Here is a 25,946-nt window from a genome sequence, read left to right on the forward strand (position 1 = left end):
AGTGCTCATAGAGAGCACTCAGGATTGACTGCATTTAGTGTATAACACATTCAAGGAGCTTGCTTTCTAAGTCTGCTGCTATCGTTTCGGCGATCACTTCGATTCGAGTTTCACTACATTCGTCCAGCTCAGACTCAGTCAGACCATCCTCGGTTAGGTTATAGCCGAAGATGCCGTCTTGGGTAATGAATACCGCTTTCATGCGTTCAGCTTTTAAGCCGATTAACAACCTCAGCAATTTTTGGCGGTCAAAGATTTTGTTCGCTGCAAATCGCCATCCTGCGCTTTGAAAACCTTCACCTGACTTGGTGGCTTTTAGCATACCGCTGTCTGGCATCGGCAACTCGGAAGCCAACGGCTTTCTCTCATGATGATGGTGGTGATGTGGAGTATGTGCGTCTAGGTTTGCTTTTCCTTCAAACTCAGACAATGGAAGTCTGCCATGCTCAGCAAAGACAACTTTAGTATTTGGACGACTGACTTCAGCAACATAATCTTTGAGTTTGGCTTTATCACCGGGCTGATACAAATCCTGTTTGTTGCCGACCACGGTATCAGCAATGGCAATCTGCTGATTGAAGGTCTCGTGATGAGTATAACGTTGCTCAGACAACTTACGTGCGTCGACCAAAGTGACGTTTTTTTGCAGTGATAACACTTGGCGATAATGCTCAGAAGAGAGAACCTCTAACACTTCTTTAGGGTGACCAAGACCTGTTGGTTCAATCAATAGCCGATCAGGTTTTGCCTCTGATAGCAGCTGGTTGAGGGCGATTTGCATCGGCAGACCAGCTGCACAGCACATGCAACCGCCTGGTACTTCTCGGATAAATACTTGCTGACCTTGATTGGTTTGTCCTTGGAACAAACTGCCATCGACACCAATTTCACCAAACTCATTAACCAGCACCGCCCAGCGTTCATCCTCTGGTTTGCTTTTCATTAGGTTCAATATCGCCGATGTTTTCCCTACGCCGAGAAATCCGGTGATGATGTTGGTTGGCACTCCCACTATTGCGGAGTTATCAGTGCTCATTAGTTATTCTCCTATAGACTGACTTAGAGTGATTGACGGTTATCGATTGAATGACAAGCGCATTGCTGGGTTAGATGAAGGGTTTATTTGCTGGTTTGCATACACTAAGTCACCGTTGACCCAAGTGTTTTGAATCTGGCTAGAGAAAGTATGCCCCGCAAACGGCGACCAACCGCAGTGGTATAAACTATTTTCGTTGCTCACTCTTGTCGTTGATTGAGGATCGACCAGAACTAAGTCAGCAAAATAACCTTCACGGATAAATCCGCGTTCCTTGATTGCGTAGCGAATGGCAGGGTTATGCGCAGTCTTTTCAACAACCTGTGCCATGGTCAGGTACCCCGATTTGACCTGATCAAACAGGGTCAGTAGCGCATGTTGTACTAAAGGCAAACCCGCAGGGGCTTGTTCATAGGCGACCTGTTTTTCTTGCCATGTATGAGGGGCGTGATCGGTGGCAATAATATCAATTTGGCCTGTTTTCAGCGCGTTGAGCAGCGCGTCTCTGTCACTAGGAAACTTGATTGCTGGGTTACATTTGATCTGGTTACCTAAGGTTGCATAATCTTGGTGACTAAACCACAAATGATGGACACAGGCTTCCGCAGTAATCTTCTTGTTTGCGATTGGACCTGATTCAAACAGAGCGAGTTCTTTTTCCGTTGTAATGTGTAAAACGTGCAATTGGCTTCCATGCTTTTTCGCCAACTCAACCGCGTAAGAGGAAGAGGCGAAACAAGCTTCGTCATCTCTTAGAAGAGGATGATCTTCGATGGTGAGTTCCGATTTGTGTTGCAAAAGGCGTTGTTTGTTTTGAGCGATAACCGGACCACTCTCACAATGGGTAACAATCAGAACGGGAGAGTCACGGAAGATAGCATCGAGCGCCTGCGGTGCCTCAACCAAAAGATCACCTGTAGAGGCCCCCATAAACACTTTAACGCCGCAGTGTCTCTTAGGGTCGAGGCGCTTAATCCCCTCTAGATTGTCCTCTGTCGCACCGAGATAGAAGGAATAGTTAGCCAATGAGCTAGCCGAGGCAATATCAAATTTACGTTCGAGAGCTTCAACGGTTGTCGTTGCAGGGCTAACATTGGGCATTTCCATATAGCTAGTGATGCCACCGGCAACTGCCGCGCGGGACTCTGATGCAATAGAGCCTTTATGTGTGAGTCCCGGTTCTCTGAAGTGAACCTGATCATCAATCATTCCGGGAATAAGGTACTTGCCATTAGCCTCTATGATGGTGTCAGTCGGTTGGACGGTAATATCCTGTTCAACTCTTTCGATTCTTTGGCCGACAATGCGTAAGTCGGCTTCGATAACAGTGCCTTCATTGACGATTCGGGCATTTTTAATGAGCGTGGCAGACATGGTCCTTGAAGTCTCCTTGTTTTAAAACTAAACGGGGATGAGCAGTAGGGATTGGCTTGAGAGGTGATTGCTTTAGCCGCCCGATTCCTTTTTTGCGCAATCATCGCACACACAACTGATCTCGAGTTGCGGATTAATCACGGTAAAACCTTCTTGGCGCGCATTGGACTGAAGTCCTGAAACCATAGCAGGATCAATTGTTTGCTCACTGATTTTGTTGCACTTAGAACAAATTAAGAACTGAGCGACACCGTGGTCATGGTCACAATGAATGTGTGAACAGGCAACGTACTTATTGGAGACTTTGATCTTGTGAGCCAACTGTTCGCTTTCTAAAAAGTCTAAAACACGATAGATGGTCATCGCCTGAATGTTGGCGTCGAAATGCTCTTTGCAGTAGTCGACCAATTCATAGGCAGACAAAGACTTGTTGGAGTGTATTAGGGCGCGTAGAACGATCTTACGTTTTGTCGTTAATTGCTTGCCGCGATGTTTGCAGCTTTGCTCAACGTGCTTAATGGTCTTTTCGATATCTTGCATTCAATCCAGTGAACTTTGCTTGTTTTGGATATGTTATATCATAACATTTTAAATTGCCATGACTGAGCACGGCTAGGAAGACTGGATGGGTGTCGAAAATTTTCAATCATAGAATAAGGGAAAGCAATAATCTGAGCGTATCTATTAAAGGAGATAATACTATGACTCAAAGATTAGACTATTTTAATGCTGCGCCAGAAGGGATTCAGATTCTACTAGGTCAAGAAAACTATTTAAGAGCTCAGTTTGAGCAGCAACCAACGCTCTCATTGGATCTATGGGAGTTGGTTAAATTAAGAGTGTCTCAGCTTAATCAGTGCGCTTTTTGTGTCGATATGCATAGTAAAGAGGCGTTGAGTAGTGGAGAGTCTGAGCATCGCTTGATTGGATTAACTGCATGGCGAGAGATGCCTATATATAGCGACGATGAGAAAGTTGCGCTACATTGGGCTGAAATGGTCAGTAGTAATAATGCGATATCTGATGACGATTTTTCGTCGACATTAGCAGTCTTTGGTGAGCAAGGCCTAGTGGTGTTAACACTTGCGATCAATGCTATCAATAGCTGGAATCGCGTGGCCAAAACATTCAAGCCAGAAATTGGCAGCCTGTCAAAGTAACAATCTGGCTGAGGAGAATTTAATAACGAAATGGATTTTCGGATTTTTAAACCGCGTGGCAAGTTATCCGACCATATTCAAGCGATATGGTCGGTAAAGGTCACGGGTGGGCAGGGTGGCGTTATTAAGAAACCATTGTATTGTGATGGTGGTTCTGGATTGACCTTGCTGTTGAGAGGTGAAGTTTGCTTATCAAATACACCGATAAGTGATCCAATTATTGTTCAAAAATACAATCACAGAACTCAAATTATTGAGCTTTCTCATGGCGCCCTGCTATGTGGAATTCGTTTTCAGCCAGGGATGATGTTACCGTCATTGATCAACAATGATACGCAGATTATGTCTGTACTTATGGCACTTCATGAGCAATTGTCCGAGCAAAATCAAAGTAGACATCTCACGACACTTTACCGATGGTGTGCGCAGCAAATACTTCCTTTGGAAGAGGATTTTGCTAAACGGGCGATGCTAATCAAGTTAGCGACACAAGGGAAAATTGGAGAGCAGTTTCCATACAATCAAAGGCAAGTCGAGCGTAGGTTTCGCCAGTGGCTCGGAATGAGCCCCAAATATTTTCAAAGGTTGCGTAGAGTCCATTCCAGCTTGAGTAAACTGAGAGAAAACCCAGATGTTTCGCTTGCAGATTTCGCATTTGAGCATGGTTTCTCGGATCAAGCGCATATGACCAGAGAGTTTAAGGCATTTGTTTTGACGACGCCTGGAGAAATGAGTCGTCGTATCAAAGGTCATCCTACGGACAATTGAAGCCAATGTTCTATGTGAATTACTTGATTAGTAATGGCTAAGGGTTTCCGTTAGCCAAGCATGGCAATGGTAATCTGGCACCAGGGAATAAGATCGAAAGTTTATCCACGCCAATTTGTCTCATTACCACATAAATCCAACCTATACTGTAAAGGCTTAGTGCTATTGACTTAATTATTAATAATAACATTCTTAGAGTGATTTTATTCCAACGTGTTGATTTAAAATATAAATCGTTATTTGGGTGAGCTTCTATGATTGTTGTTTTGATTGCGTCAATAAACAGCTAGCACCCAATAAACCTTATGAGTATAGGAGTTGAGTTATGAATCCTTGTATAAGAAAGCTGGTACTTACAGGAGCACTAGTACCTTCGTTAATGTTTGGCTCTAATGCATTAGCGTGCAGTGATACGCCGCTAATTGGAACCATGTGTGCGTTTGCTGGGAACTTTGCACCTCGTGGGTATGCGCTGGCCCAAGGGCAGCTATTAAGCATTTCACAGAATACGGCTTTGTTCTCTATCTTAGGAACCACCTACGGCGGAGATGGGAGAACGACGTTTGGCTTGCCAGATACCCGTGGTCGCGCTCTGATAGGTGCAGGAACTGGACCGGGCCTAAGCAGCTATTTACTGGGTGCTCGTGGCGGTGTTGAAACCGTTGTTCTTACTCAAGATCAAATGCCTTCTCACACTCACACGGCTTCCACTCAGATGTCTGGAGACATCGATGTCGATGGCGTGATCAGCTTACATGCGTTTAGTGGTAATGCGAGTGAGAAAAGCCCAACAGGCAATGTATTGGCCAAAGCGAAAAGTAAATCTATGTACTCTGCCGATGTGCCAGATGTCGAGATGAGTCCTGATTCAATTTCTTTTAGTTTGGTTGCCTCAAATAATCTCTCCGCTTCAACTACAGTTGATAGTGCAGGTGGCGACCAGTCTCACGAGAATCGTATGCCTTATGTTGTGGTGAACTGGATAATTGCGCTACAAGGTATTTTCCCATCGAGAAACTAGTTGAATGATAAACAGTATAAGTAAATGCTTTGGGCTGATGATACTTAGCCTAGTTTTAACGTCGTTGAGTTATGCAGAAGACCAGAAAGAACAGCTAACGCGAGCGTATGATGCGCTTGCTATTGACGATTATCCGTTATCGTTCGGTATATTTGAGCGACTGGTAAAGCAAGGATCTGCCGAAGCGCATTTCGCGTTAGCGTTGTTCTATAAGTTAGGCTGGGGAGAGGTTAAGCAAGACTCAGAGCAGGCTTGTCAGCTGTTTTCGGTCGCGGCTAAAAAAGGTGTACCCGCAGCGCAACAAGAATACGGCTTTTGTTTATTGCATAGTGACTCCAGTGAAAGTCCAAGTGACTGGTTTGAAATGGCTTATGAGAGTGGTGTTCACGAAGCGGCCTGTGATAAGGGGCGGTTGTATCTCGGTACCAAATGGCATGTCCCCAACGTGCATAGCGCGATTGAATGGTGTCAAAGAGCGGCGGAGAGAAATGCGGTTAAAGCTCAGGTCACGCTAGGAGATATCTATAGTACAAACCCCAAAGTGTTTGATGCCGCAACAGCAGAGTACTGGTATCAGCAAGCGATTAACAATCGTTCGGGAGATGCAGCATATAAATTGGCATTGCTTTACTTAGAAGCGACCGGAGAAACTCAGGGAGACGAACATAGTTCTAACAAAGCTCTCTACTTCTTCGAAGTGGCATCATCGTTGAAGTTGGAAAAAGCTTACCAACCGACCGCTAAGCTGTATTGGAAAAAATTGCAGCAAATGGATCAAGATGGCTCACAGATAATGGCGAAAAGTTATCTTTGGGCTAAAGCCGCGCAGCAAGTGATGCCGAGTGACGAAACTTCACTTCTCCTGGATGAGATCGAACGTGAATTACCTCCTCAGTGGAAGCATAAACTCGATACCCAAGTTGAAGCGTTTCTCAATGATACAGAGAACTAAACGCGACTAAACCTCTCAATCAAAAAATCAATAAACAGCCGGATTCGTTTTGGTTGGTACTGTCTGCTTAGATAGATAACATTTAAGTCTGCACCTGCCGAAGAGGTTGAGGCATTGAAGTTTTTCATATAGCCATTCAGTAGTGTCACTAAACGTTGCTGTTTGATGTCTTCTTGCACGTCAAGAATCGATTTCAGCGCAATACCTGCTCCATCGAGTGCCCACTGACGTATGACTTCACCATCATCAGAAAAGCGTTTTGGCACCACAGTAATCGCATTGTGTTTGTCTTCGTCTTGAAAGTGCCAAGTTTTGAGCTCTTCATTACTTCGCACCATAGCTAAACAGTCGTGATGGGCTAAATCTTGCGGGGTGATAGGTGTCCCTTTCTTCGCTAAGTAAGTTGGAGAGGCACATAGTACTCGTCGACTTGGTGCTAGTTTGCGAGAGATAAGATTGCTATCTGCAAGTTCTCCATAACGAATCACGATATCCAATCCAGACTCTGCCAAGTTAGACAAGTTATCGTTCAGGTAGAGATAGGGAATCACTTCTGGATACAGTTCGCTAAACTCAGATAACAGCGGTGAGATGTATTGTTTACCTATATCTCGTGGTGCGGAAATCTTTAATGTTCCGCGTACTTCTTTGATACCCGTTTGAAGCAGGTTTTCTGTTTCTTTGACGCTATCGATGATTTCAAGACAAGCCTGATGATACATAGCGCCTGAATCAGTCAGTGAGATGTGCCGAGTACTTCGATTGAGCAGTTTAACGCCATAGCGATCTTCTAATGCTTGTAGTCTTGCCGTCACCGTTGCTGGTGATAGGCCGAGCTCTCTTCCAGCAGCTGCTAGCCCCTGATTTTTGATAATGCTGACAAACAGTGTCATATCGGAAAACTTGTCCACCTTCCTCTCCTTATTATTCGGTATAGCTGAATAATCAATTTAAATATTACTCAATTATCAAATTCAATCCAATCAATATACTGACCTCATCGAAACAAGATTGGAGCAAGAAGTCATGAAAACAGACAAAACGGTATACGTTGTCCTCGGTGGAACATCAGGTATTGGTGCGGAGCTCGCTAAACAGTTAGTCAGCGATAACAGCATCGTACATGTAGCCAGTCGCAAAACAGGACTAGATATTAGCGATGAGCAGGCGGTTTACCACTACTTCGAAACGATAGGCTCTTTTGACCATCTTGTTGTTACTGCGGGATCTTATGCTCCGACTGGCAAGGTAGTAGACGTTGAGGTTTCCCAAGCCAAGTACGCTTTTGATACTAAATTCTGGGGAGCAATAAATGCGGCAAAACACGGTGCTCGTTATGTTAAGAAAGGCGGCTCTATCACCCTTACTTCTGGCATGTTGTCGCGCAAAGTCGTCGCCAATACCTATGTAAAAACCGCGATCAATGCAGCAATGGAAGCGACGGCAAAAGTACTAGCGAAAGAACTGGCTCCGATTCGGGTCAATGTTGTAAGCCCAGGATTAACGAAAACCGAGGCATATCAAGGCATGGCTGAAGCAGACAGAAATGCGATGTACGAAAAAACGCAACAGAGCCTGCCTGTTGGCAAGGTCGGAGAAGCGAGCGACGTTGCGGCGGTTTACCAGTTTGCGATTCAAAACACCTACATGACAGGTGCCGTGCTTGACGTCGATGGCGGCGCGTTGCTGGGTTGATTCATTCCGCGAGTACTAGGTATCAGCCACTAATAGTCGTTGGTGCCTAAGTTCCACATTAGATTTAAATAGAGATATTCCCATGAACAAAGAAAAAATGCCGCTGCAGGTATGGATCTTAACACTTGCTGCTTTTGCTATCGGTACTGCCGAGTTTGTTATTGCTGGCATCCTTCCTCAGGTCGCACATTCGTTATCCATTTCTGAGGGGCAAGCTGGTTACTTGATTAGTGCATACGCGCTCGCAATTGTATTTGGTGGGCCATTGCTAACCATTTATCTCGCCAGATTCAACAAGAAAATGGTACTTGCAGGGCTTATGGTTCTGTTTATCGCGGGCAACGTGTTGTCAGCTTTTGCGCCGAATTATCTAACTCTGATGATTAGCCGGGTTATTACTGGTCTGGTCCAAGGTCCTTTCTATGGTATCGGTGCAGTCGTTGCGACGAATCTGGTTTCAGAGAAAATGGCAGGGAGAGCAGTTGGACAGATGTTTGCAGGCTTAACTTTGGCAAACGTGCTAGGTGTTCCTGGAGGGACTTGGATTGGCTTACAGTTCGGCTGGCACACCACATTCCTGACCGTGGCTGCATTTGGATTAGTTGCACTGTTCTTCATCACTTCTGTCATTAAGTCGACAGGTCACGGTGAAGCGAAGGATGTGAAGGCGCAGCTAGCTGCATTCAAAAATCCTATGCTCATTATTAGCTTAGCTATCACAGTGTTTGCTTGGTCTGGCTTTATGACTCTGTATGGTTACCTAGCTCCTATCGCGATGCACATCACGGGGTTCGGCGAGAGCGCAGTGACTTGGATTCTGGTCATTGTCGGTGTGGGTTTGATTGTCGGTAACTCCATGGGCGGTCGTTCGTCAGACAAAAACTTACAAAAAGCCTCAATGTTTTGGGCCCTAGCCATGATTGTATCCCTGCTGCTAGTGGGTGTGGCTGTCGAAAGTAAAGTATTGTTTGTTGCCACAGCCTTTGTATTTGGTATCGCTTCGTTCGCCAATGTACCTGCAATGCAGCTTCGAGTGATGAATCACGGTGGTGAGGGCCAAGAACTGGCCGCAACAGCCAATATCTCTGCTTTCAACCTAGCTAATGCATTTGGCGGATTCTTAGGAGGGATGGTTCTCGATAGTCAATTAGGAGCAAGCATGATTCCTTATGCCGCCATCATTGTTCCACTCATCGGTTTGCTGTTTATTGCCAAAGCCAACCGTGGAGAGAATCCGCAATCCGTTAGCGTCACTAATTAATCCGATCTATCCCCTCAGTATTCGCAGCCAGAATAGTTGTCTGGCTGTCCCAATGATAAGGAGCTCATCATGAGTAAACTCTTTCAACCAACCCAGCTTCAATCTCTTAACCTGAAAAATCGTGTTGTAATGGCACCAATGACTCGGGCGCGAACCAGTCAGCCGGGCAATATTCCTAATCAGATGATGGCGACTTACTATAAACAACGAGCCAGCGCTGGATTGATCATCTCTGAAGCGACTCAAATCTCAGATGACTCGCAAGGTTACTCATTTACCCCAGGGGTTTATACCGAAGAGCAAGTAGCTGGTTGGAAGCAAATCACTCAAGGCGTTAAGCAGCAAGGCGCTGCAATGTTTTGTCAGCTATGGCATGTTGGTCGAGTCTCACATCCTGTGTTTCAAAACGGCGAGTTGCCAATAGCACCTTCGGCATTAAAGCCAGTGGAAACGCAAGTCTGGATTGCCGACGAGCAGGGCAATGGCAATATGGTGGACTGTGTTGAGCCAAAAGCGATGACGCAAAAGGATATTGATCGCGTTGTTCAAGATTTTGCTAATGCGGCGAAGCGGGCTGTTGAAGCGGGGTTTGACGGTGTCGAAATTCATGGCGGCAATGGTTATCTTATCGACCAGTTTTTGCGAACCAACTCCAACCATCGTACAGACAACTATGGTGGCAGCAGAGAAAATCGCCTGCGCTTTTTATTCGATGTTGTCGATGCAGTCAGCGCTGCTATTGGAGCAAGTCGCGTTGGCGTGAGGCTTGCTCCCTTTATTACCTTTAAAGATATGAATTGCCCAGATATTGTGCCAACAATTTTGCAGGCGTCGAAACAGCTTCAAGAAAGAAACATTGCCTATTTACATTTATCGGAAGCGGATTGGGATGATGCCCCTGTGATACCAGAAAGTTTCCGCATTGAGCTACGTGAGTATTTCACCAATACCATTATCGTCGCGGGAAGTTATACCTTAGAACGTGCCAATGAAGTGCTTGAGAAAGGTTATGCCGATCTGGTCGCATTTGGGCGTCCATTTGTCTCTAATCCAGACTTGGTTGAACGTCTAAAACACAGGCAGCCGTTAGCAGAACTCGAGGGTTCAACCCTATTTGGTGGCAACGAAGTCGGCTATACCGACTATCCAAGCATTACTTTGGAGCATGCTATGGACTGATGCCTCTCAAAACAAAAAAGCCGTACTCCACTCAATACGTTGGGTACGGCTTTTATTGGTTTTAGTGCATTAACCCACAATCAGGAAGAAAATACAGGTGGCGATGATACCAATCAGAGCATAAGGAAACTGCGTGGTCGCGTGCTGCATTGAGGTACAGCCTGAGCCTTGCGCTGATAGAACCGTCGAGTCACTAAAGAAACAAGAGTGACTACCAGCCGCTGAAGCAGAAAGCAGAGCCGCAACAGTGAGGTGCAAAGGTACGCCGAGCTGTTCACCAAGAGGCAAGACAATTGGCATCGCAACTGCAAAGGTGCCCCATGAAGATGCCGTAGCGAATACTAGGCCGCCAGTAATCATAAAGATAATGGCTGGGAAGTAAGACGCTGACAGGTAAGGGCTGACGGTTTCAATCACATACTGAGTGACGCCCAACGAGTCATTGACACTTTTCAGCATGAAACCACCGATGACGGTTGCTAATGGTAGCAGCATGACCTTGATACCGTCGTAGACAGCTTCGAACATATCGTTCATTGAGATAAGTTTCTGCGCACCGTAGAAGCAGATGGTAAAGATAATCGCGACAAATACCCCTGCTAACAGGTCGATACCGAAGTACCAACTCGCGGCTACCAGTACAACCATAGGAAGAAGGAAGTTAACTAAGCCCATGGTTGGGTTGGTATGAGATTTGATATCGGCACCAAAGTCGATATCCGTTGCGCCATCTGGGCGAACTTGGCCATTTTTAGCGCGCTGTTCTGCTTTCTTCATTGCGCCCATATCCGGCATTTTTTCGATAGCAACGAGAAAAACAAGGGCTAAAGTTACCCAGCCATACGCCATAAATGGAATCGCTTCGATATAGGTTTTAATCCCTTCACCTGCTTCAGCAACACCGTTGGCTTCTAGTAAAGAACTAAAGAAGATCGCCCACGTTGAAATTGGCACTAAGATACAAATCGGCGCGGCAGTGGAATCGACCAAGTAAGAAAGCTTTTCGCGAGAGACATTGTAGCCATCGGTGATCTTTTTCATCGAAGATGAAATGGCGATGGCATTTAAATAGTCGTCAATAAAGATAAGAATGCCGAGGAAAAAGGTCATCAGCATAGATTGTTTACGACTCTTAACTTTAGTCACCAACATATCGGAGAAACTGAGGATACTCCCGCCTTTTTCAAGCACAGCGATCAAGCCGCCCATCAGGCCACAAACTAGGATGATCCAAGCTATCGTCTCGTTCATCATCACGTCCATGGAGATGCCCACGATTTGCTCAACCGCTTCGGCTGGGTTGAGGAGCAATACCCCAGCAATCGTGCCACTAAACAGTGCTTCTACCGTTCTGTGAGTGGTGAGGGCGAAGACGAGCACCAGAGCGGTAGGTAAAAGGCTCATCCATCCATAGGCTTGACCTTCTTCGTGGTTCAACCCGATAGAGGTAAACAAAATGAACGTCGCTGCCACTATCAGAGTGACCATAATATGCTGACTGTTAATCTTCAGCGGCGCATCCAGCGCCTTAGTTTGCGTAGTCATAACCTGTATTTCCTTTGTTTATGCTGAGTGCAACATCCAGTCGATTTCCATTGGGGTGATAGCACGCTCAAACTCTGCGAGTTCACTCCGTTTGCAAGCTAGATACAAATCGATAAATTCTTTAGAAATGTACTGAGCCAGCTCACTGTGTTCCAGTTGGTCCAGCGCTTCTGACATGCGCAGCGGCAAGTCAATTGCATCATCACTAAGAGAAGAAGGACATTGTTCTTTGGTATAGTTTTCACTCGCTAATACTGCGGAAAGTACTACTGCAGCGAGAATATAAGGGTTAACGTCAGCCCCTGCGATACGATGTTCGATACGGCGATTTTTGCTATCACTGATAGGAACACGTAACGCGACACCACGATGGTTCTCACCCCAGTCTGCTTTGGTTGGAACGTAAGCTCCGGGGACAAAACGGCGGTAAGAGTTGACGTTAGGACAAATCAAAGCCATAGAATCGGATGTTTGAGCAAGCATCGCGGCCATGGTTTGATAAAAGAGATTACTAGCACTGCCATCTTGATGACTAAAGTGGTTGTTGCCAGCTTCATCGACCAAGCTCAAGTGAATGTGCATGCCGTTGCCAGCTTGATCACCGAATGGCTTAGCCATAAAGGTGGCGTCGAATCCATGTCGATGGGCGACTTGGCGAATAAGGCGTTTAGCGATGACAATTTCATCACATACTCTAAGCACATCCTTAGAGTGGTTGAAGTTGATTTCGAACTGACCAGGCGCTGATTCTGATAAAGCACCTGACGTATTCAATCCCTGTTCTTTCGCTACTTTGTTGAGATCGGCAAGAAACTCAGCGTAATCATCTAGGCCATCTAGATCGTACACTTCAGTATCTTTCTCCCGCGTTTTCTTGGTCGGGTTGATTGCGGTAAGCAGCTCACCTTGTTCACCACGTTTTTTATCGATCAGATAGAACTCAAGTTCTAATGCGACACATGGATATTGATTGTTAGCGTGAAGCCTTTCCAACATGTCAGACACAATATTGCGGATAAATAGTGGGCTTGGGGAGGCACCTGTTTCGTCCATCATGCTTAGCAGTAACTGTCCGACATCTTGCTTAGCGGTTGGCATGAGCGTGTCGTGAATAGGAAAACAGATATTGTCAGGCTCACCGAGATCTTCACCTAACCCCGCTGACTCGACAACATTGCCTTTGGTATCAAGGGTAATTGTTGACAGAGGTAAGGCGACACCTTTATTGAGCTTGTCTAAAGCCGATATAGGAATCCGCTTTCCTCTCGGCGTTGCGTTGATATCAGTAAAGATGAGATCAACAAATTCTATATTAGGCCATTGTTGTCTAAAATTTTTAACTTCCTGTAAGTACGATTCCATTTTTTGTTCTCCAAATAGCCTGACGAACGGCGAGCTTAAATTCTTAAATTAACAATTGAGTCACACAAAAAGGCCTTTGATAGGTGCTCATTCAATTATTTTCTTTATATACAGCAACTTAAATAACCATAACTATTAATTGGCATCGTGTTGCAGGGTTGTTTTGTTAACTATTTTGTAACAGCTGATGGTGTTTTGCTCAATATAATGAACGTAAATTGTCTTTTTTTTGACCAAAAAAGTGGCTTTGGTCACGATTTGGTCATAATTTCGAACATCCGTGTTGATAATTTTGTACATGGTTTGTAGTGTGAATGTTAAATAAATCGAACACGGAAGCATCAATGTCTAAATCAAGCAAACCAATCATTGGCGTTGTGAGCTGCGCAAAAGAGTTGAGTGGTTATCAAATTCAAGCGGTGAATGACTTTTACCTCAAAGCAGTGAAAGACTTTGGTGGCTTGCCGGTTATTTTAGCCCCGAGCATGGAACGTGAAGAACTCGAATCCCTGTGTGAGCTTTGCGATGGATTTTTGTTTCCAGGCAGTCACTCCAATGTTGCTCCTTCTCGTTATAACGGCGACCACCATGAAGAGAAGATGGATGAAACACGAGATGAACTTTCTCTCAGTTTACTGCGCTTGGCCGTTGATAAAGACATTCCATGCTTAGGGATATGCCGAGGTTTCCAAGAGATGAATGTGGCGCTTGGTGGGACTTTAAATCCAGCGGTACATGAATCTGGCTTCAATGATCACAGAGAAAGCCCTGTTGAAGATTTTGCGGAAAAATATTCCCCCGCTCATGCGGTATTGGTTCAGAAACAAAGCAAGTTTGAACAATGGCTTATCAAGAATCACTGGGAAACAACGTCACTTTTCGAAGTGAATACACTGCACAACCAAGGTGTCGATCGACTGGCTTCTCAACTGCAAGTCGAAGCGAAAGCGCCAGATGGGTTAATTGAGGCCTTTAGCCTGCCAGATCACAAATTCTTCTTTGGCGTGCAGTGGCATCCAGAATGGCAAGCGAAAAACAATCATTTCTCCCAAATTTTGTTTAAAGAATTTATGATGGCAGCCTCTCTCTAAGTTAGGAGCTGCATGAATGGACAATCAACAGATTGGTAAAAATATTGTTCAGTTAAGAAAACAACATGGATTGTCACAACGAGAATTAGCCGAGCGAGCTGGCATTACACATAGCGCTATCTCTTCTATTGAGAATGGCAAGGTGAGTCCGTCAGTCAGTTCGTTGCAAAAAATAGTGAACGTTTTTTCTTTGTCACTCTCGGAGTTTTTCACTTTTGAAAAGCCACAAAGTGATGAGGTTAAGGTTGTCGTTACACCTGAAGAATTAGTTGAAATGGGCAGCGAGTCGGTTTCGATGAAGCTAGTGACCAACGGCAGTAAAGATCAGGTAATTGGCTTTTTGATTGAAGAGTACGCCCCTCATGGCACGACCGGAGCGGCAGAAATAAAACATGAAGGCGAAGAGATTGGCACTATTTTAGAGGGAGAGATCACTCTTGAATATCAAGGTCAGTCTTACGTTATCAAACAAGGTGAGTCGTACATCATAGATACGACACAACCGCATAAGTTTACAAATCACACAGACAAGGCTTGTCGAATGATAAGCGCGCATACGCCAACCACATTCTAAGTGGGCCTTGCCTTGTTGTGATAACAAGGAGAGCGTATGAAAACCCAAGAGCAATGGATTGAACTAAAGAACAATCTCAACATCGAAAATCGGGCCTACATCAATGGTGAGTACAGCAGCGCAAAAAGCGGCTTAACGCTAAAGGTAGTGAACCCAGCAACGGATGAAACCTTAACTGAAATCGCTCGTTGCCAAAGTGAAGATGTGGATCTTGCGGTTAAATGCGCTCGACAGGCATTCCAATCAGGTCAATGGAGTGAGTCTGCCCCATCTCATCGTAAAGCGATACTCAACCAATTTGCTGATCTTATCGAGCAACATAGAGAACTGCTCGCACTGCTTGAGACGCTCGATACTGGTAAGCCGATCTCACACAGTTACTCGACTGATATACCGGGCGCGGCAAGTGCGCTGCGCTGGTACGCGGAAGCGGTCGATAAAGTGTATGGTGAAGTTGCACCGACAGAAAAAGACGTCCATGCATTTGTTTCTCATCAAGCGATTGGCGTTGTCGCTGCTGTTGTGCCGTGGAATTTCCCGTTGTGGATTGCTTGTTGGAAGTTAGGCCCGGCGCTCGCTGCAGGCAATAGCGTGATTCTTAAACCTTCCGAAAAATCATCCCTAACTGCTATCTATCTAGGTCAACTCGCCGCGCAAGCTGGCCTCCCTAATGGTGTATTCCAAGTCATTACGGGCTTTGGTCACGAAGCGGGTGAAGCATTAGCAAGACACCTAGATGTCGATTGTATCACTTTCACAGGTTCTACTCGTATTGCTGGCCAGTTAATGGTGAGTTCTGGTGAAACCAATTTAAAGCGTGTTTTCGCTGAAGCTGGTGGTAAGAACGCCAACATTGTATTTGAAGACTGTGATGATTTAGATCGCGCAGCCGCAGAGACGGCGGGTGGTTGCTTCTACAATCAAGGCGAAGTGTGCGTTGCCGCAACACGTCTGCTAGTCCATGAAAGCATCAAAGACAGATTTGTGGATAAAGTGATCTCAGCGGCTCAGTCATTTATGCCTAAAGATCCACTTGATGTCTCTTCTTCGATGGGCGCGCTTATCGACCAAGAGCATAAGTCTAAAGTGCTTGATTACATTGCACTGGGCCAGTCCGAAGGCGCGACACTGCGCTGCGGTGGAGATGTGGATGGCGTTGGCGCTTTCGTTGAGCCGACCATACTCGACAACGTCGAAAACCAAATGCGAGTTGCTCAGGAAGAGATCTTTGGCCCTGTTCTGTGTGTTATTTCATTTAAAAATGAGCAAGAGGCAATCGCTATCGCTAACGACTCTCAGTATGGGTTAGGGGCTGCGCTTTGGAGTAGCAATATCAATCGAGTTCACCGTGTAGCGAAGCAGCTTCAAGCTGGTTCGGTATGGGTTAATAACTATAACGAAGGGGATATGACAGTCCCATTTGGTGGCTTCAAAATGAGTGGCAATGGCAGAGATAAGTCTTTGCATGCGCTAGAGAAGTTCACTGAAACTAAGACGACTTGGATTCGTCTTCACCCTTAAGCCTGCTGACGACAAATAAAGGAATATCGCTATGAATAAGCATACGGATTCGTTCTACGCCCACTCTGTACCCAACATGCCAGAGTATCCACAACTTCAAGACAATATTGAGTGCGATGTGTGTGTCGTCGGCGCTGGTTTCTCAGGACTCTCTTCCGCTCTCCATTTAGCTGAAAAAGGCTTCAAAGTGGTCGTTTTAGAAAGTGCAAAAGTGGGCTTTGGTGCAACCGGTCGTAACGGCGGCCAGATCGTCAACAGCTACAGCCGAGATGTTGATGTGATTGAAAGCCGTTACGACCAACATCAGGCTAAAGCGCTATGTGACATGATTTTTGAAGGTGGCGATATTATTCGCGGCCTGATTGATAAGCACAGTATTGATTGTGACTTTAAACAGGGTGGATTGTTTACGGCGCTCAATACTAAGCAACTTAAAGGTCTAGAAGAGCATAAGAAGAACTGGGAACGCTATGGCAATGATCAGTTGTCTATGCTGGATGCTTCTGAGGTTGAGCGAGCGGTCGGCACTAAAGTGTACACCGGAGGCTTATTAGATAAGCGCGGCGGACATATTCATCCACTCAAATTAGCGCTAGGTGAAGCGGCTGCGTTTTGCTCACTGGGCGGTCAAATATTTGAACAATCAGCCGTCACTGCAATTGAAAAGGGCGCTAACCCAGTAGCTAAAACTGAACACGGTAGCGTGAAAGCGAAATATCTGGTTTTGGCAGGCAATGCCTATCTTGGTGGTCTTGCACCTAACATCAGCAACAAAGCGATTCCGTGTGGGACTCAGGTTGTAGCGACACAGCCGCTTAGCGAGGAACAGCTCAAACACATTCTACCAAGCGATTATTGTGTCGAAGATTGTAATTACTTGCTTGATTACTTCCGACTTAGTGCAGACAAGCGCTTACTGTTCGGTGGTGGTGTGGTCTATGGCGCGCGTGATCCAGAAAATGTCGAAGCCTTGATTCGCCCTAAGTTGGAAACCGTTTTCCCGCAGTTAAAGGGAATTCAAATTGATTACACTTGGACGGGTAACTTCCTTCTGACCTACTCACGTATGCCTCAGTTTGGTTCGTTTGCCGACAACATCTACTATCTTCAAGGTTATAGTGGTCATGGCGTCACCTGTACTCACCTTGCAGGTAAATTGCTTGCCGAGGCTTTAACCGGGCATGCAGAACGTTTTGATGCGTTTGCTGCGCTTAAGCACTACGCCTTCCCGGGTGGACGCCACTTCCAAATTCCGTTCACTGCGATTGGAGCCGCGTATTACAACCTAAGAGATAAACTGGCTATTTAATGCCGAGACATTCACTTATCCAGATTGATATAAAAGGAAGATTCAATGAGTAAAGTCGTAAAGTTTGCCGCTCTACAGCTAACAAAGAGTTGGGATCTGGAAGATAACCTCAATAAAGCCAAGAGTGCCATTCGTGAAGCTGCAAACAACGGTGCTAATGTGATTTTGCCGCAAGAGCTTTTTGCTGCTCCTTACTTTTGTAAAAAGCAGGAAGCGAAGTATTTTGAGCTCGCCGAAGAGACTCAAAACTGTCGTTTGATCAAAGAGATGAGTGAGCTAGCGAAAGAACTTGGTGTGGTTATCCCTGTCAGCTACTTTGAAAAAGCAGGCAACACCTTTTTCAATTCACTGGTGATGATCGACGCAGATGGCTCGGTATTAGATAATTACCGTAAATCCCATATTCCTGATGGTCCGGGCTACAGTGAGAAATACTATTTCAGCCCAGGCGATACTGGCTTTAAGGTTTGGCAAACAAAGTTTGGCAAATTCGGTGCAGGTATTTGTTGGGATCAATGGTTTCCCGAGCTTGCGCGCAGTTTGGCTCTTCACGGCGCGGAAGCTATTTTTTATCCAACAGCGATTGGCAGTGAACCGCAAGATCCGACATTGGATTCCCGAGATCACTGGCAACGCACCATGCAAGGTCACTCTGCGGCTAACCTCGTTCCTGTAATTGCTTCTAACCGTGTTGGCACAGAAGTCGACGATGGTATTGAAACCACGTTTTATGGCTCCTCGTTTATTACCGACCATACCGGCGGCAAGTTAGCGGAAGCGCCAAGAGAAGGCGAAGCGATTATCTACGCAGAGATCGATCTCGCAGAAACGGCGAAGGCTCGTCACTCATGGGGGCTATTCCGAGACCGCAGACCTGACCTATACACTAGCGTTGGAAAGCTGGCTGTTTAAAGGGGCGTTAAAATGCAACTATCAACAACACCCGCTCAAGACGGCTTTTACTTTCCTGCTGAATTTCAGCCGGTTAGTGAAGTGTGGCTGGCGTGGCCTGAACGGGCTGACAACTGGCGTGAAGGGGCGTTACCTGCCCAGAAAACCTTTGCGCTGATCGCCAATGCGATATCTGAAGTGACCAAAGTGTGTGTAGCGGTTAGCTCTAAGCAATTTGATCACGCCCGTGAGTTACTACATTCGGATGTCAGGCTGGTGGAAATCCCGTTCAATGATGCTTGGATGCGAGATATTGGCCCAACTATCGTTGTCAATGACAAAGGGGATAAGCGCGGAATCAGCTGGCGATTCAATGCATGGGGCGGAGACTATAACGGCTTGTACCAAAACTGGCAGCAGGACGACTTAGTGGCAAGCTCGGTATGCGACATTATCGGCATTGACCATTATCGCGCTCCGTTTGTGTTAGAGGGGGGAGCCATCCACACTGATGGGCAAGGCACTTTATACACTACCGAAGAGTGTTTGCTTAGCCCTGGCAGAAACCCTCAGTTGAGTCAAAGTCAGATTGAGGTTGAGCTCAAACAGTACCTCAATATCGAGAAAGTGATTTGGCTACCTAACGGCTTGTTTAACGATGAAACAGACGGTCATATCGACAACTTGCTGCACGTCATTGCGCCGGGCAAGGTAGTATTGAGTTGGACGGATGATCCAAGCGACCCGCAGTATGCTTTGTCTCGTCAGGCGGAAGGCGTACTCAAAGGGCAAAAGGACGCCCAAGGCAGAGAAATCGAAGTGATACGTTTACCTTTGCCGGGTCCACTGCACTACAGTGTTAGTGAAGCCAAAGGAATTGACGCCAGTGACGGTATGAATCGCTTAGCAGGGGAGCGTTTAAGCGCTTCTTATGCAAACTTTCTTATCGTAAATGGCTATGTATTTTTGCCGCTACTTGATGATAGAACCGACGCGCAAGCAATAGAGATTTTGCAAGCGGCGATGCCTGAGCATCAAATCATCGGTATACCGTCAAGAGAAGTACTGCTTGGCGGCGGGAATATTCACTGTATAACGCAGCAAATCCCAGCATAACAAGCGCTCTTAAGATCTAAATAATTTGCCACTTTAAGTCAGTGGCCAGTCAAGCTGTCATAAGGAATCACCATGCAACATATTAAAAATCAAACGCTTCTTTCGTTTATGGTGTCGGATGAAGAACAAGGCATTGCGGTATCTAACCCCGCAACCGGAGAGGTATTAGGCTACGCGCCAATAGCGTCGGAACAAGCTATTCTTGATGGAATCGAACGTGCAAGCGTCGCGCAAAAAGAGTGGGCAGCGAAGCCTGCTAAAGTGCGCTCTCAACTTTTGCAACGATGGAATCAGTTGCTGCTAGAGAACAAAGAAGACCTCGGTCGGTTAATGACGCTCGAACAAGGTAAACCCTTTGCTGAAGCACAAGGTGAGGTGCTTTACGGTGCGAGCTTTATTGAATGGTTTGCTGAAGAGGCGAAGCGCACTTATGGCGAGACCATTCCAGCGCCGAGTGGTGATAAGCGCTTAGTAACAATCAAACAGCCGATTGGCGTAGCTTGTGCAATCACCCCTTGGAACTTTCCAATTGCAATGATAACTCGCAAAGCTGGACCTGCTTTGGCTGCTGGTTGTAGCTTCGTGGTTAAGCCATCGGAAGCGACTCCGTTATCTGCGTTTGCAGTCGCAGAGCTCGCTTATCAAGCAGGCATTCCTCGCGATGTGTTGCAAGTGGTCCTTGGCACAGACTCTAAGCAGGTGGGGGCGATTTTTACTTCGCATCCGTTAATTCGAAAGCTTTCTTTCACTGGCTCAACCAAAGTCGGTAGCATCTTAATGCAGCAAAGTGCGCACGATATTAAGCGTACTTCAATGGAGCTCGGGGGCAATGCGCCATTTATCGTATTTGATGATGCTGATATTGATGCAGCGGTCGCCGGAGCCATGGCTTCTAAATTCCGCAATGCAGGTCAAACTTGTGTCTGTGCTAACCGTTTTTATGTTCACAGTAAGGTTTACGACCAGTTTGTTGCCAAGTTTGATGCCGAAGTACAAAAGCTCAAGGTGGGTAATGGCCTAGAGTCTGGTGTCACTATTGGCCCCGTCATTAGTGAAGTCGCAAAACAGAACATCCAAGCTCTGATAGATGGGGCGATTGAACAAGGCGCCAAACCTGTTTCGCCACTGAAGAATCTCGATGGTCTGTTTATGCAGCCTGTGGTGTTAAAAGAGGTGACTCACGACATGAAGATAGTGTCACAAGAGATCTTTGGTCCTGTCGCTCCAGTGATTGCATTTGATGATGATGAGCAGCTGATCGAGATGGCGAATGACACCATCTATGGCTTAGCGTCTTATTTTTATAGTCAGAATATCCACCGTGTTTGGAAGATCGCAGAAGCGCTTCAGTACGGCATGGTGGGCATTAATGAAGGCATGATCTCAACCGAAGTTGCTCCTTTTGGTGGTGTTAAACAGTCCGGTATTGGGCGCGAAGGAGCAAAACAAGGTATCGAAGAGTACATGGACGTGAAATATCTCTGCTTTGGCGGCAACTAAATTAAGGACAAATCAATGACAAACCAACAACTACATCAACGAAGAAGTCAGGTTATTGCTCAGGGTATGGGAGCGCTTTACCCACTGTATGTGGAAAAGGCTGAAAACGCGCACGTCTGGGATATTGAAGGCAACAAATACATCGACTTTGCTGCCGGAATTGCGGTGACAAACACTGGCCACTCTAACAAGCGTATTAGTGAAGCCGTTAAAGCTCAGCTTGATAATTTCTCCCATACTTGCGCTATGGTCACGCCATACGCGTCATTTGTGGAATTGGCTGAAAAGCTGACCCAACTTGCGCCGGGTGAGTCAGATAAGAAAGCGATATTTCTGACAACGGGGGCAGAAGCGGTCGAAAACGCCGTTAAAGTTGCGCGCGCGCATACGGGTCGCAGTGGCGTTATTGCCTTTAAAGGTGGTTTCCATGGACGTACTAATATGACCATGGGCCTAACCGGAAAAATAGCCCCTTACAAAGCCGGATTTGGACCGTTTCCGAATGAGATTTTTCATGCCCCTTACCCCAATGCATTCCACGGCATTAGCGTCGAGCAAAGCCTACAGTCACTAGAGGACTTGTTTGCCTGTGATATCGAGGCGTCACGCGTTGCGGCTATTATCTTTGAGCCTGTACAAGGTGAAGGTGGCTTCTACCAAGCTCCGCCAGCGTTTGCACAAGGGCTACGAGAGCTGTGTGATAAGCACGGCATCATGCTCATCGCAGACGAAATTCAAACTGGCTTTGCGCGCACTGGCAAGATGTTCGCGACGGAATATCTTGGTATTGAGCCAGACATGATGACGATGGCGAAAGGGATTGCCGGTGGTTTCCCAATCTCTGCTGTGGTCGGTAAAGCGGAAGTGATGGATTCAGCACTGCCGGGCGGCCTAGGTGGTACATACGCAGGGTCACCGTTAGGTTGTGTTGCCGGCCTAGAAGTGCTGAAAATCATTGAAGAAGACGACCTTTGCGCCAAAGCGATGGGCATTGGCGAAGTGGTAAATACTCGCATGACGCAGCTGCAAAAATCGGTTCCTGCTATTGGCGAGGTTCGAACCACAGGTGCAATGATGGCGATTGAGTTTACCTGCCCTGAAACAGGTAAGCCGTTACAAGATCTGACTAAGGCAGTGATTGGTAAGGCGCAAGAAAACGGTTTGATTTTGCTTTCATGTGGTGTCAAAGCTAACGTCATTCGCCTGCTACCTCCGTTAACGATTGAGTCAGAAGTGCTCAATGAAGGTTTAGATAAACTAGAGAAGATCATCTTAGAACTAGCGTAACAACTTGGTCTAGAAAATAAAAACGCCCTAACCGTTTGGTTTAGGGCGTTTTTTGTGGTTTTTTTTAAACGGTAAAGCGGTCAACCAGCTCGTAGAGTTCGTTCGCTCTATGGTTGAGCTCTTGGCTGCCTGAGCGGTTTTCATTCGCCAGTTCTGCCGATTGAGAACTTTGATCAGAGATCACCACAATACGTTGTGAGATTTCTTGACCAACTAAGCTCTGTTCTTCTGTCGCGGTTGCAATCAGCGAGTTCATATCCATGATAGTGCCGATAGATTCTTGGATTTGGATCAGAGCTTGAGCCGCGGCATTGGCTTCTTCCACTGTGCTAGCGCCACGTCTCTGACTTGATTCCATGGCTTTTACTGCATCATCAGAGGCGGCTTTTAGCTGCTCAATCATCTTATGGATTTCACCAGTACTGTCTTGTGTGCGACTTGCTAGCTTACGTACTTCATCAGCAACGACAGCAAAGCCGCGACCTTGTTCGCCTGCACGAGCTGCCTCAATCGCTGCGTTCAGTGCTAGCAGGTTAGTTTGTTCGGCAATATCTTGAATCACCTCAAGAGAAGACGAAATGTTTTGCACGTCACCCTCTAAGCGAGAAATTACGCCACTTGCTTGCGAGACTTCTTCTGCTAAAGCTTCAACAGACTGAGCTGCTGAGTTAACAATACCTTGCGCTTCTTTAGCGTTGTCGTCAGCTTCTTTGGCAGAATCTGCAGCTTGGCTAGCGTTGTTTGAAATTTCACCAGCGGTTGTTGTCATTTCTGTCATCGCGGTTGCAACTTGCTCTGTTTCTTCACGTTGCCCTGTTGCTAGTTCATCAACTTTTGCAGCGCGCAGCGACATGTTGTTGGTCTCGGAAACTACTTGTTGTCCCACATTACTCACGCTACTGATAATGGTTTGCAGGCTTGCAACAAAGGCATTGAAGTTCTTACTTAGTTGGGAGAATTCAGGGGCTTTGAAGTCATCCATACGCGCGGTTAAATCTGCGTCACCGCTCGCGAACGAGCTAATCGACTCATCAAACATTTCAAGTGGTTTCATGATGGTGCGGTTCACTGCGACAGCGAAGACAGCAACGATACCTGCAATCACCAAACAGAACACAATAATGGCTGAAAGTGTGGTTTGCAGTGCGCTGGTGGTGGCATTTTCCATTTCAGCGATAATCGCATCAATGTCATCGGTATAGAAACCTGTCCCTATCATCAGATCCCATTCAGGGATAAAGATCGAGTAGCTCAGCTTAGGTAGAGCGACCGTTTCTCCGGGCTTAGGGAAATAATAGGTGGTGAACTCGCCCGTTTTAGCGTTGCGAATAAGATCCTGAATGAGATAGTTGCCTTGCTTATCTTGCAGATTCCAGTAGCTTTCACCAATCCCTTTTTCGCTGCTACCTTGGACACGACGGATACCTTTAGAGTCGTAGCCAAACACATAACCTGTTTTGCCATACTCAAGTGTTTTTAAAGTAGGGTAGGCTTCTTCTAAGCTTGCTCCTTGGTCGAGGAAAGGTTGAACGGCAGATTTAGCCATTTGTAGGTAGTTTCGAAGTTCCGCTTTTTTCATGTTCATCATGTTAGTGCGGGTAACTTCTATTTGCTGCTGATTTAGCTCAGTGGTTTTCATATAGGTAAAACTCAGCATACCTAATGCAATGACTAGCAGCGGGACCAGTGCCAAAATGTAGAGGCGGCTACGAATAGTAAGACTCATACAAACATCCTGTTTTAGTAATAATGGCTTCTCTACCCAGAAACAAACGTAATATTTGCTGTCTAAGCAGAGAGCTTGGTTATTGGAATCATGCTTATAGACCAAAAGTTTATAAATATAAGGTTAGCCAATTTATCGGCAAATGGCTGTGATTCTTGAAGGGTTTATAGGTCTTATGAGTTAGACGTTAGTAGAATCTAGCGAAAACATTGACCGTTGTCGCACTTAGCCTTTCCGGTCAATAACTTAGAGATCTGGTATCGATTGTTGGCGAATTTAATGTAAGCCCAGTCTGCAATGGGTCTAATCAATGGCCATCTGAGTGGAGCGTAAAGCCAGCCTTTTCCAACTAGCTTCCATGCGCAGTGAATGGCGTCGAGCCCTAAAAGTAGCGTGTCTTTATCGTCTATTGCGTGCAATATTTTTGCGGCTTTTTGTGCATCAATATTAGGATAGTCGTCGAACATAGGTGAATGTGTATCGACGAGAAGCAGTTGACTATAAGTGTCGTATCCTTTGAGTTTGTTCATTTCTTTAACGCAAAGTGGGCAGTGACCGTCGTAGAAGAGAGTGAGTGTTGGCATATGGGCTCCTTTTTAGCTTTCTACGACGTTCTCTAACTTATTGATCAACCACTTCTACATTTAAGTAGTTGTGCCAATTCTGGGCGATGTTCTGGTATTGGAATACACAGAAGTCTTTACGATCAGTAAGGTAGTCATTTTCCACTTCATCGAGTAAGTTCTGATGTTTTTCTGGATTGCTACCATAGACTAAACAAAGCGTTGAAAAATAGCGTTGCAAGTCGAAGCTGTGTTCATCAATGTACTCGCCAAACTCATAGTAATCGGGTTTATCTTCTGACTCAAAAGCAAACATATCCGCAGCGCTAATGGCAGCATCTTCGCCGTTCTCTACATACTCAATCATCATCACTGCGGCAAAATTGTCTACGGCGTCTTCTTCTTTGCCTAAAATAGGGATGTTCTGATCGGCAATATAGGCGTGCCCAGCTTCATGAAGCAAGGTGTGAAGCACCGTATCCATCGCCCCAAGTTCGGCTGACTTCCCGTACTTTTCGTCATATTTATTCTTTTTGAAGTAGTCCAATGCCTCTTGGTAAAAGTGATATGGCATCTGTACAACATGTTTTTCCGGATCGTACAGTGGTCCATCTTCGCTGCCATACTCTACGGTGAGCGTTTTGTTAAAAGGAAACAGGTCGTCTGAGAGATCAATGAGAGTTTGATTAACACCACTTTGCTCAATCTGTGATTTCAACTTAACTTCCGCGCTACTATCCGGCTGAAGATAACGGATGGTGATGTTATCTGAAGCGGAAAAAGCGTGAGTTGAGAAAGCGAGCATTGGCAGCAGCACTAGGCGCAAAAGCATAAACATTCCTTATTGTTCTTTTACATCAATAAACTCACTTAATACTGACACAAATTCTAAGCTTTGGCTTATAGTTCACGCACAAAGGAGTCTTAATATGAAAACTCAACCATTATTAAAGCAACCTAGAGTGCAAATGGCGTTGTTTAGTTTGAACGTGTAAACAACGCCACGAAAATTCGT

24 protein-coding genes are annotated in these 25,946 nt (G+C 45.9%); 15 read left to right on the top strand and 9 right to left on the bottom strand.

Annotation, left to right across the window (positions count from 1 at the left end; genetic code table 11):
* Positions 1-34: 34 nt before the first annotated feature.
* The 3 genes from AC5O63_RS05215 to AC5O63_RS05225 all read right to left on the bottom strand — a co-directional run bounded on the left by AC5O63_RS05215 (position 35) and on the right by AC5O63_RS05225 (position 2,950).
* Positions 35-1,036: a CobW family GTP-binding protein gene (locus tag AC5O63_RS05215; RefSeq protein WP_494504161.1), complete on the bottom strand. Its 1,002-nt coding sequence runs from the start codon at positions 1,034-1,036 to the stop codon at positions 35-37.
* A gap of 39 nt (positions 1,037-1,075) precedes the next feature.
* Positions 1,076-2,410 carry a dihydroorotase gene (locus AC5O63_RS05220; protein WP_494504162.1) on the bottom strand — a complete coding sequence of 445 codons (1,335 nt, stop codon included), beginning with the start codon at positions 2,408-2,410 and terminating at the stop codon, positions 1,076-1,078.
* 72 nt (positions 2,411-2,482) lie between these two features.
* Positions 2,483-2,950 (bottom strand): Fur family transcriptional regulator, encoded by a 468-nt coding sequence (locus AC5O63_RS05225; protein WP_494504163.1) that lies wholly within the window; start codon positions 2,948-2,950, stop codon positions 2,483-2,485.
* A gap of 161 nt (positions 2,951-3,111) precedes the next feature.
* Between AC5O63_RS05225 and AC5O63_RS05230 the strand changes: the two genes are divergently transcribed.
* The 4 genes from AC5O63_RS05230 (at position 3,112) to AC5O63_RS05245 (ending at position 6,311) form a co-directional block, all read left to right on the top strand.
* Positions 3,112-3,570: a carboxymuconolactone decarboxylase family protein gene (locus AC5O63_RS05230; RefSeq protein ID WP_494504164.1), complete on the top strand. Its 459-nt coding sequence runs from the start codon at positions 3,112-3,114 to the stop codon at positions 3,568-3,570.
* Positions 3,571-3,600: 30 nt separating this feature from the next.
* Entirely contained in the window at positions 3,601-4,338 is a 738-nt protein-coding gene (locus AC5O63_RS05235; RefSeq protein ID WP_494504165.1) for an AraC family transcriptional regulator, read from the top strand.
* A 325-nt stretch (positions 4,339-4,663) separates the two neighbouring features.
* Positions 4,664-5,359, top strand: a complete 696-nt coding sequence (locus AC5O63_RS05240) for a phage tail protein (protein WP_494504166.1) — start codon at positions 4,664-4,666, stop codon at positions 5,357-5,359.
* Between the two features lie 37 nt (positions 5,360-5,396).
* Positions 5,397-6,311 carry a tetratricopeptide repeat protein gene (locus tag AC5O63_RS05245; protein WP_494504167.1) on the top strand — a complete coding sequence of 305 codons (915 nt, stop codon included), beginning with the start codon at positions 5,397-5,399 and terminating at the stop codon, positions 6,309-6,311.
* Here the strand turns inward: AC5O63_RS05245 and AC5O63_RS05250 are convergent.
* On the bottom strand, positions 6,308-7,222 hold the full coding sequence (locus AC5O63_RS05250; protein WP_494504168.1) for a LysR family transcriptional regulator: 915 nt from the start codon (positions 7,220-7,222) through the stop codon (positions 6,308-6,310). The genes AC5O63_RS05245 and AC5O63_RS05250 overlap by 4 nt on opposite strands.
* Before the next feature lie 115 nt (positions 7,223-7,337).
* Here AC5O63_RS05250 and AC5O63_RS05255 point away from each other — a divergent pair, with 115 nt between their 5' ends.
* The 3 genes from AC5O63_RS05255 (at position 7,338) to AC5O63_RS05265 (ending at position 10,446) form a co-directional block, all read left to right on the top strand.
* Positions 7,338-8,006 (top strand): SDR family oxidoreductase, encoded by a 669-nt coding sequence (locus AC5O63_RS05255; RefSeq protein ID WP_494504169.1) that lies wholly within the window; start codon positions 7,338-7,340, stop codon positions 8,004-8,006.
* Between the two features lie 82 nt (positions 8,007-8,088).
* A complete protein-coding gene (locus AC5O63_RS05260) occupies positions 8,089-9,267 on the top strand; it encodes an MFS transporter (protein WP_494504170.1) in 1,179 nt (392 codons plus the stop codon).
* Between the two features lie 69 nt (positions 9,268-9,336).
* Entirely contained in the window at positions 9,337-10,446 is a 1,110-nt protein-coding gene (locus AC5O63_RS05265) for an alkene reductase (protein WP_494504171.1), read from the top strand.
* A gap of 69 nt (positions 10,447-10,515) precedes the next feature.
* Here AC5O63_RS05265 and AC5O63_RS05270 read toward each other — a convergent pair whose 3' ends face one another.
* Together AC5O63_RS05270 and AC5O63_RS05275 are read right to left on the bottom strand one after the other, a co-directional pair.
* Positions 10,516-11,991: a Na+/H+ antiporter NhaC family protein gene (locus tag AC5O63_RS05270; protein ID WP_367939168.1), complete on the bottom strand. Its 1,476-nt coding sequence runs from the start codon at positions 11,989-11,991 to the stop codon at positions 10,516-10,518.
* 18 nt (positions 11,992-12,009) lie between these two features.
* Positions 12,010-13,353 (bottom strand): glutamine synthetase family protein, encoded by a 1,344-nt coding sequence (locus AC5O63_RS05275; RefSeq protein ID WP_494504172.1) that lies wholly within the window; start codon positions 13,351-13,353, stop codon positions 12,010-12,012.
* 344 nt (positions 13,354-13,697) lie between these two features.
* Here AC5O63_RS05275 and AC5O63_RS05280 point away from each other — a divergent pair, with 344 nt between their 5' ends.
* From AC5O63_RS05280 to gabT, 8 genes are all read left to right on the top strand, one after another.
* Entirely contained in the window at positions 13,698-14,444 is a 747-nt protein-coding gene (locus AC5O63_RS05280) for a gamma-glutamyl-gamma-aminobutyrate hydrolase family protein (protein WP_239855127.1), read from the top strand.
* A 16-nt stretch (positions 14,445-14,460) separates the two neighbouring features.
* Positions 14,461-15,018 (top strand): HTH-type transcriptional regulator PuuR, encoded by a 558-nt coding sequence (gene puuR / locus AC5O63_RS05285; protein WP_239855126.1) that lies wholly within the window; start codon positions 14,461-14,463, stop codon positions 15,016-15,018.
* 36 nt (positions 15,019-15,054) lie between these two features.
* Positions 15,055-16,539: an aldehyde dehydrogenase gene (locus tag AC5O63_RS05290; RefSeq protein ID WP_494504173.1), complete on the top strand. Its 1,485-nt coding sequence runs from the start codon at positions 15,055-15,057 to the stop codon at positions 16,537-16,539.
* A gap of 31 nt (positions 16,540-16,570) precedes the next feature.
* Positions 16,571-17,848, top strand: a complete 1,278-nt coding sequence (locus AC5O63_RS05295; RefSeq protein WP_494504174.1) for an NAD(P)/FAD-dependent oxidoreductase — start codon at positions 16,571-16,573, stop codon at positions 17,846-17,848.
* Between the two features lie 45 nt (positions 17,849-17,893).
* Positions 17,894-18,760, top strand: a complete 867-nt coding sequence (gene aguB / locus AC5O63_RS05300) for an N-carbamoylputrescine amidase (RefSeq protein WP_494504175.1) — start codon at positions 17,894-17,896, stop codon at positions 18,758-18,760.
* A 12-nt stretch (positions 18,761-18,772) separates the two neighbouring features.
* Positions 18,773-19,855 carry an agmatine deiminase gene (gene aguA / locus AC5O63_RS05305; RefSeq protein WP_494504176.1) on the top strand — a complete coding sequence of 361 codons (1,083 nt, stop codon included), beginning with the start codon at positions 18,773-18,775 and terminating at the stop codon, positions 19,853-19,855.
* A gap of 72 nt (positions 19,856-19,927) precedes the next feature.
* The gene (locus tag AC5O63_RS05310) at positions 19,928-21,355 is read left to right on the top strand and encodes an NAD-dependent succinate-semialdehyde dehydrogenase (protein WP_494504177.1); all 1,428 of its coding nucleotides are present in this window, start codon (positions 19,928-19,930) and stop codon (positions 21,353-21,355) included.
* 15 nt (positions 21,356-21,370) lie between these two features.
* Positions 21,371-22,642, top strand: a complete 1,272-nt coding sequence (gene gabT / locus AC5O63_RS05315; RefSeq protein WP_494504178.1) for a 4-aminobutyrate--2-oxoglutarate transaminase — start codon at positions 21,371-21,373, stop codon at positions 22,640-22,642.
* Between the two features lie 64 nt (positions 22,643-22,706).
* On the opposite strand, the gene AC5O63_RS05320 is transcribed toward gabT, so the two are convergent.
* The 3 genes from AC5O63_RS05320 to AC5O63_RS05330 form a co-directional block, all read right to left on the bottom strand.
* On the bottom strand, positions 22,707-24,368 hold the full coding sequence (locus AC5O63_RS05320) for a methyl-accepting chemotaxis protein (protein WP_494504179.1): 1,662 nt from the start codon (positions 24,366-24,368) through the stop codon (positions 22,707-22,709).
* Positions 24,369-24,565: 197 nt separating this feature from the next.
* Positions 24,566-24,952 carry a thiol-disulfide oxidoreductase DCC family protein gene (locus AC5O63_RS05325; protein WP_494504180.1) on the bottom strand — a complete coding sequence of 129 codons (387 nt, stop codon included), beginning with the start codon at positions 24,950-24,952 and terminating at the stop codon, positions 24,566-24,568.
* Between the two features lie 37 nt (positions 24,953-24,989).
* Positions 24,990-25,763: a DUF4344 domain-containing metallopeptidase gene (locus AC5O63_RS05330; protein ID WP_494504181.1), complete on the bottom strand. Its 774-nt coding sequence runs from the start codon at positions 25,761-25,763 to the stop codon at positions 24,990-24,992.
* Positions 25,764-25,946: the final 183 nt, after the last annotated feature.

This window comes from Vibrio sp. SCP2, assembly GCF_059295395.1.

Excerpts from the sequence above, each read along its gene's own strand:
- AC5O63_RS05220 (WP_494504162.1), bottom strand. The coding sequence starts at position 2,410 with ATGTCTGCCACGCTCATTAAAAATGCCCGAATCGTCAATGAAGGCACT.
- AC5O63_RS05275 (WP_494504172.1), bottom strand. The coding sequence starts at position 13,353 with ATGGAATCGTACTTACAGGAAGTTAAAAATTTTAGACAACAATGGCCT.
- gabT (WP_494504178.1), top strand. The coding sequence starts at position 21,371 with ATGACAAACCAACAACTACATCAACGAAGAAGTCAGGTTATTGCTCAG.
- AC5O63_RS05290 (WP_494504173.1), top strand. The coding sequence starts at position 15,055 with ATGAAAACCCAAGAGCAATGGATTGAACTAAAGAACAATCTCAACATC.
- AC5O63_RS05265 (WP_494504171.1), top strand. The coding sequence starts at position 9,337 with ATGAGTAAACTCTTTCAACCAACCCAGCTTCAATCTCTTAACCTGAAA.
- AC5O63_RS05230 (WP_494504164.1), top strand. The coding sequence starts at position 3,112 with ATGACTCAAAGATTAGACTATTTTAATGCTGCGCCAGAAGGGATTCAG.
- AC5O63_RS05235 (WP_494504165.1), top strand. The coding sequence starts at position 3,601 with ATGGATTTTCGGATTTTTAAACCGCGTGGCAAGTTATCCGACCATATT.
- AC5O63_RS05320 (WP_494504179.1), bottom strand. The coding sequence starts at position 24,368 with ATGAGTCTTACTATTCGTAGCCGCCTCTACATTTTGGCACTGGTCCCG.
- puuR (WP_239855126.1), top strand. The coding sequence starts at position 14,461 with ATGGACAATCAACAGATTGGTAAAAATATTGTTCAGTTAAGAAAACAA.
- AC5O63_RS05245 (WP_494504167.1), top strand. The coding sequence starts at position 5,397 with ATGATACTTAGCCTAGTTTTAACGTCGTTGAGTTATGCAGAAGACCAG.
- AC5O63_RS05280 (WP_239855127.1), top strand. The coding sequence starts at position 13,698 with ATGTCTAAATCAAGCAAACCAATCATTGGCGTTGTGAGCTGCGCAAAA.
- AC5O63_RS05260 (WP_494504170.1), top strand. The coding sequence starts at position 8,089 with ATGAACAAAGAAAAAATGCCGCTGCAGGTATGGATCTTAACACTTGCT.
- AC5O63_RS05325 (WP_494504180.1), bottom strand. The coding sequence starts at position 24,952 with ATGCCAACACTCACTCTCTTCTACGACGGTCACTGCCCACTTTGCGTT.
- aguA (WP_494504176.1), top strand. The coding sequence starts at position 18,773 with ATGCAACTATCAACAACACCCGCTCAAGACGGCTTTTACTTTCCTGCT.
- AC5O63_RS05255 (WP_494504169.1), top strand. The coding sequence starts at position 7,338 with ATGAAAACAGACAAAACGGTATACGTTGTCCTCGGTGGAACATCAGGT.
- AC5O63_RS05330 (WP_494504181.1), bottom strand. The coding sequence starts at position 25,763 with ATGCTTTTGCGCCTAGTGCTGCTGCCAATGCTCGCTTTCTCAACTCAC.
- AC5O63_RS05240 (WP_494504166.1), top strand. The coding sequence starts at position 4,664 with ATGAATCCTTGTATAAGAAAGCTGGTACTTACAGGAGCACTAGTACCT.
- AC5O63_RS05270 (WP_367939168.1), bottom strand. The coding sequence starts at position 11,991 with ATGACTACGCAAACTAAGGCGCTGGATGCGCCGCTGAAGATTAACAGT.
- AC5O63_RS05215 (WP_494504161.1), bottom strand. The coding sequence starts at position 1,036 with ATGAGCACTGATAACTCCGCAATAGTGGGAGTGCCAACCAACATCATC.
- AC5O63_RS05295 (WP_494504174.1), top strand. The coding sequence starts at position 16,571 with ATGAATAAGCATACGGATTCGTTCTACGCCCACTCTGTACCCAACATG.
- aguB (WP_494504175.1), top strand. The coding sequence starts at position 17,894 with ATGAGTAAAGTCGTAAAGTTTGCCGCTCTACAGCTAACAAAGAGTTGG.
- AC5O63_RS05310 (WP_494504177.1), top strand. The coding sequence starts at position 19,928 with ATGCAACATATTAAAAATCAAACGCTTCTTTCGTTTATGGTGTCGGAT.
- AC5O63_RS05225 (WP_494504163.1), bottom strand. The coding sequence starts at position 2,950 with ATGCAAGATATCGAAAAGACCATTAAGCACGTTGAGCAAAGCTGCAAA.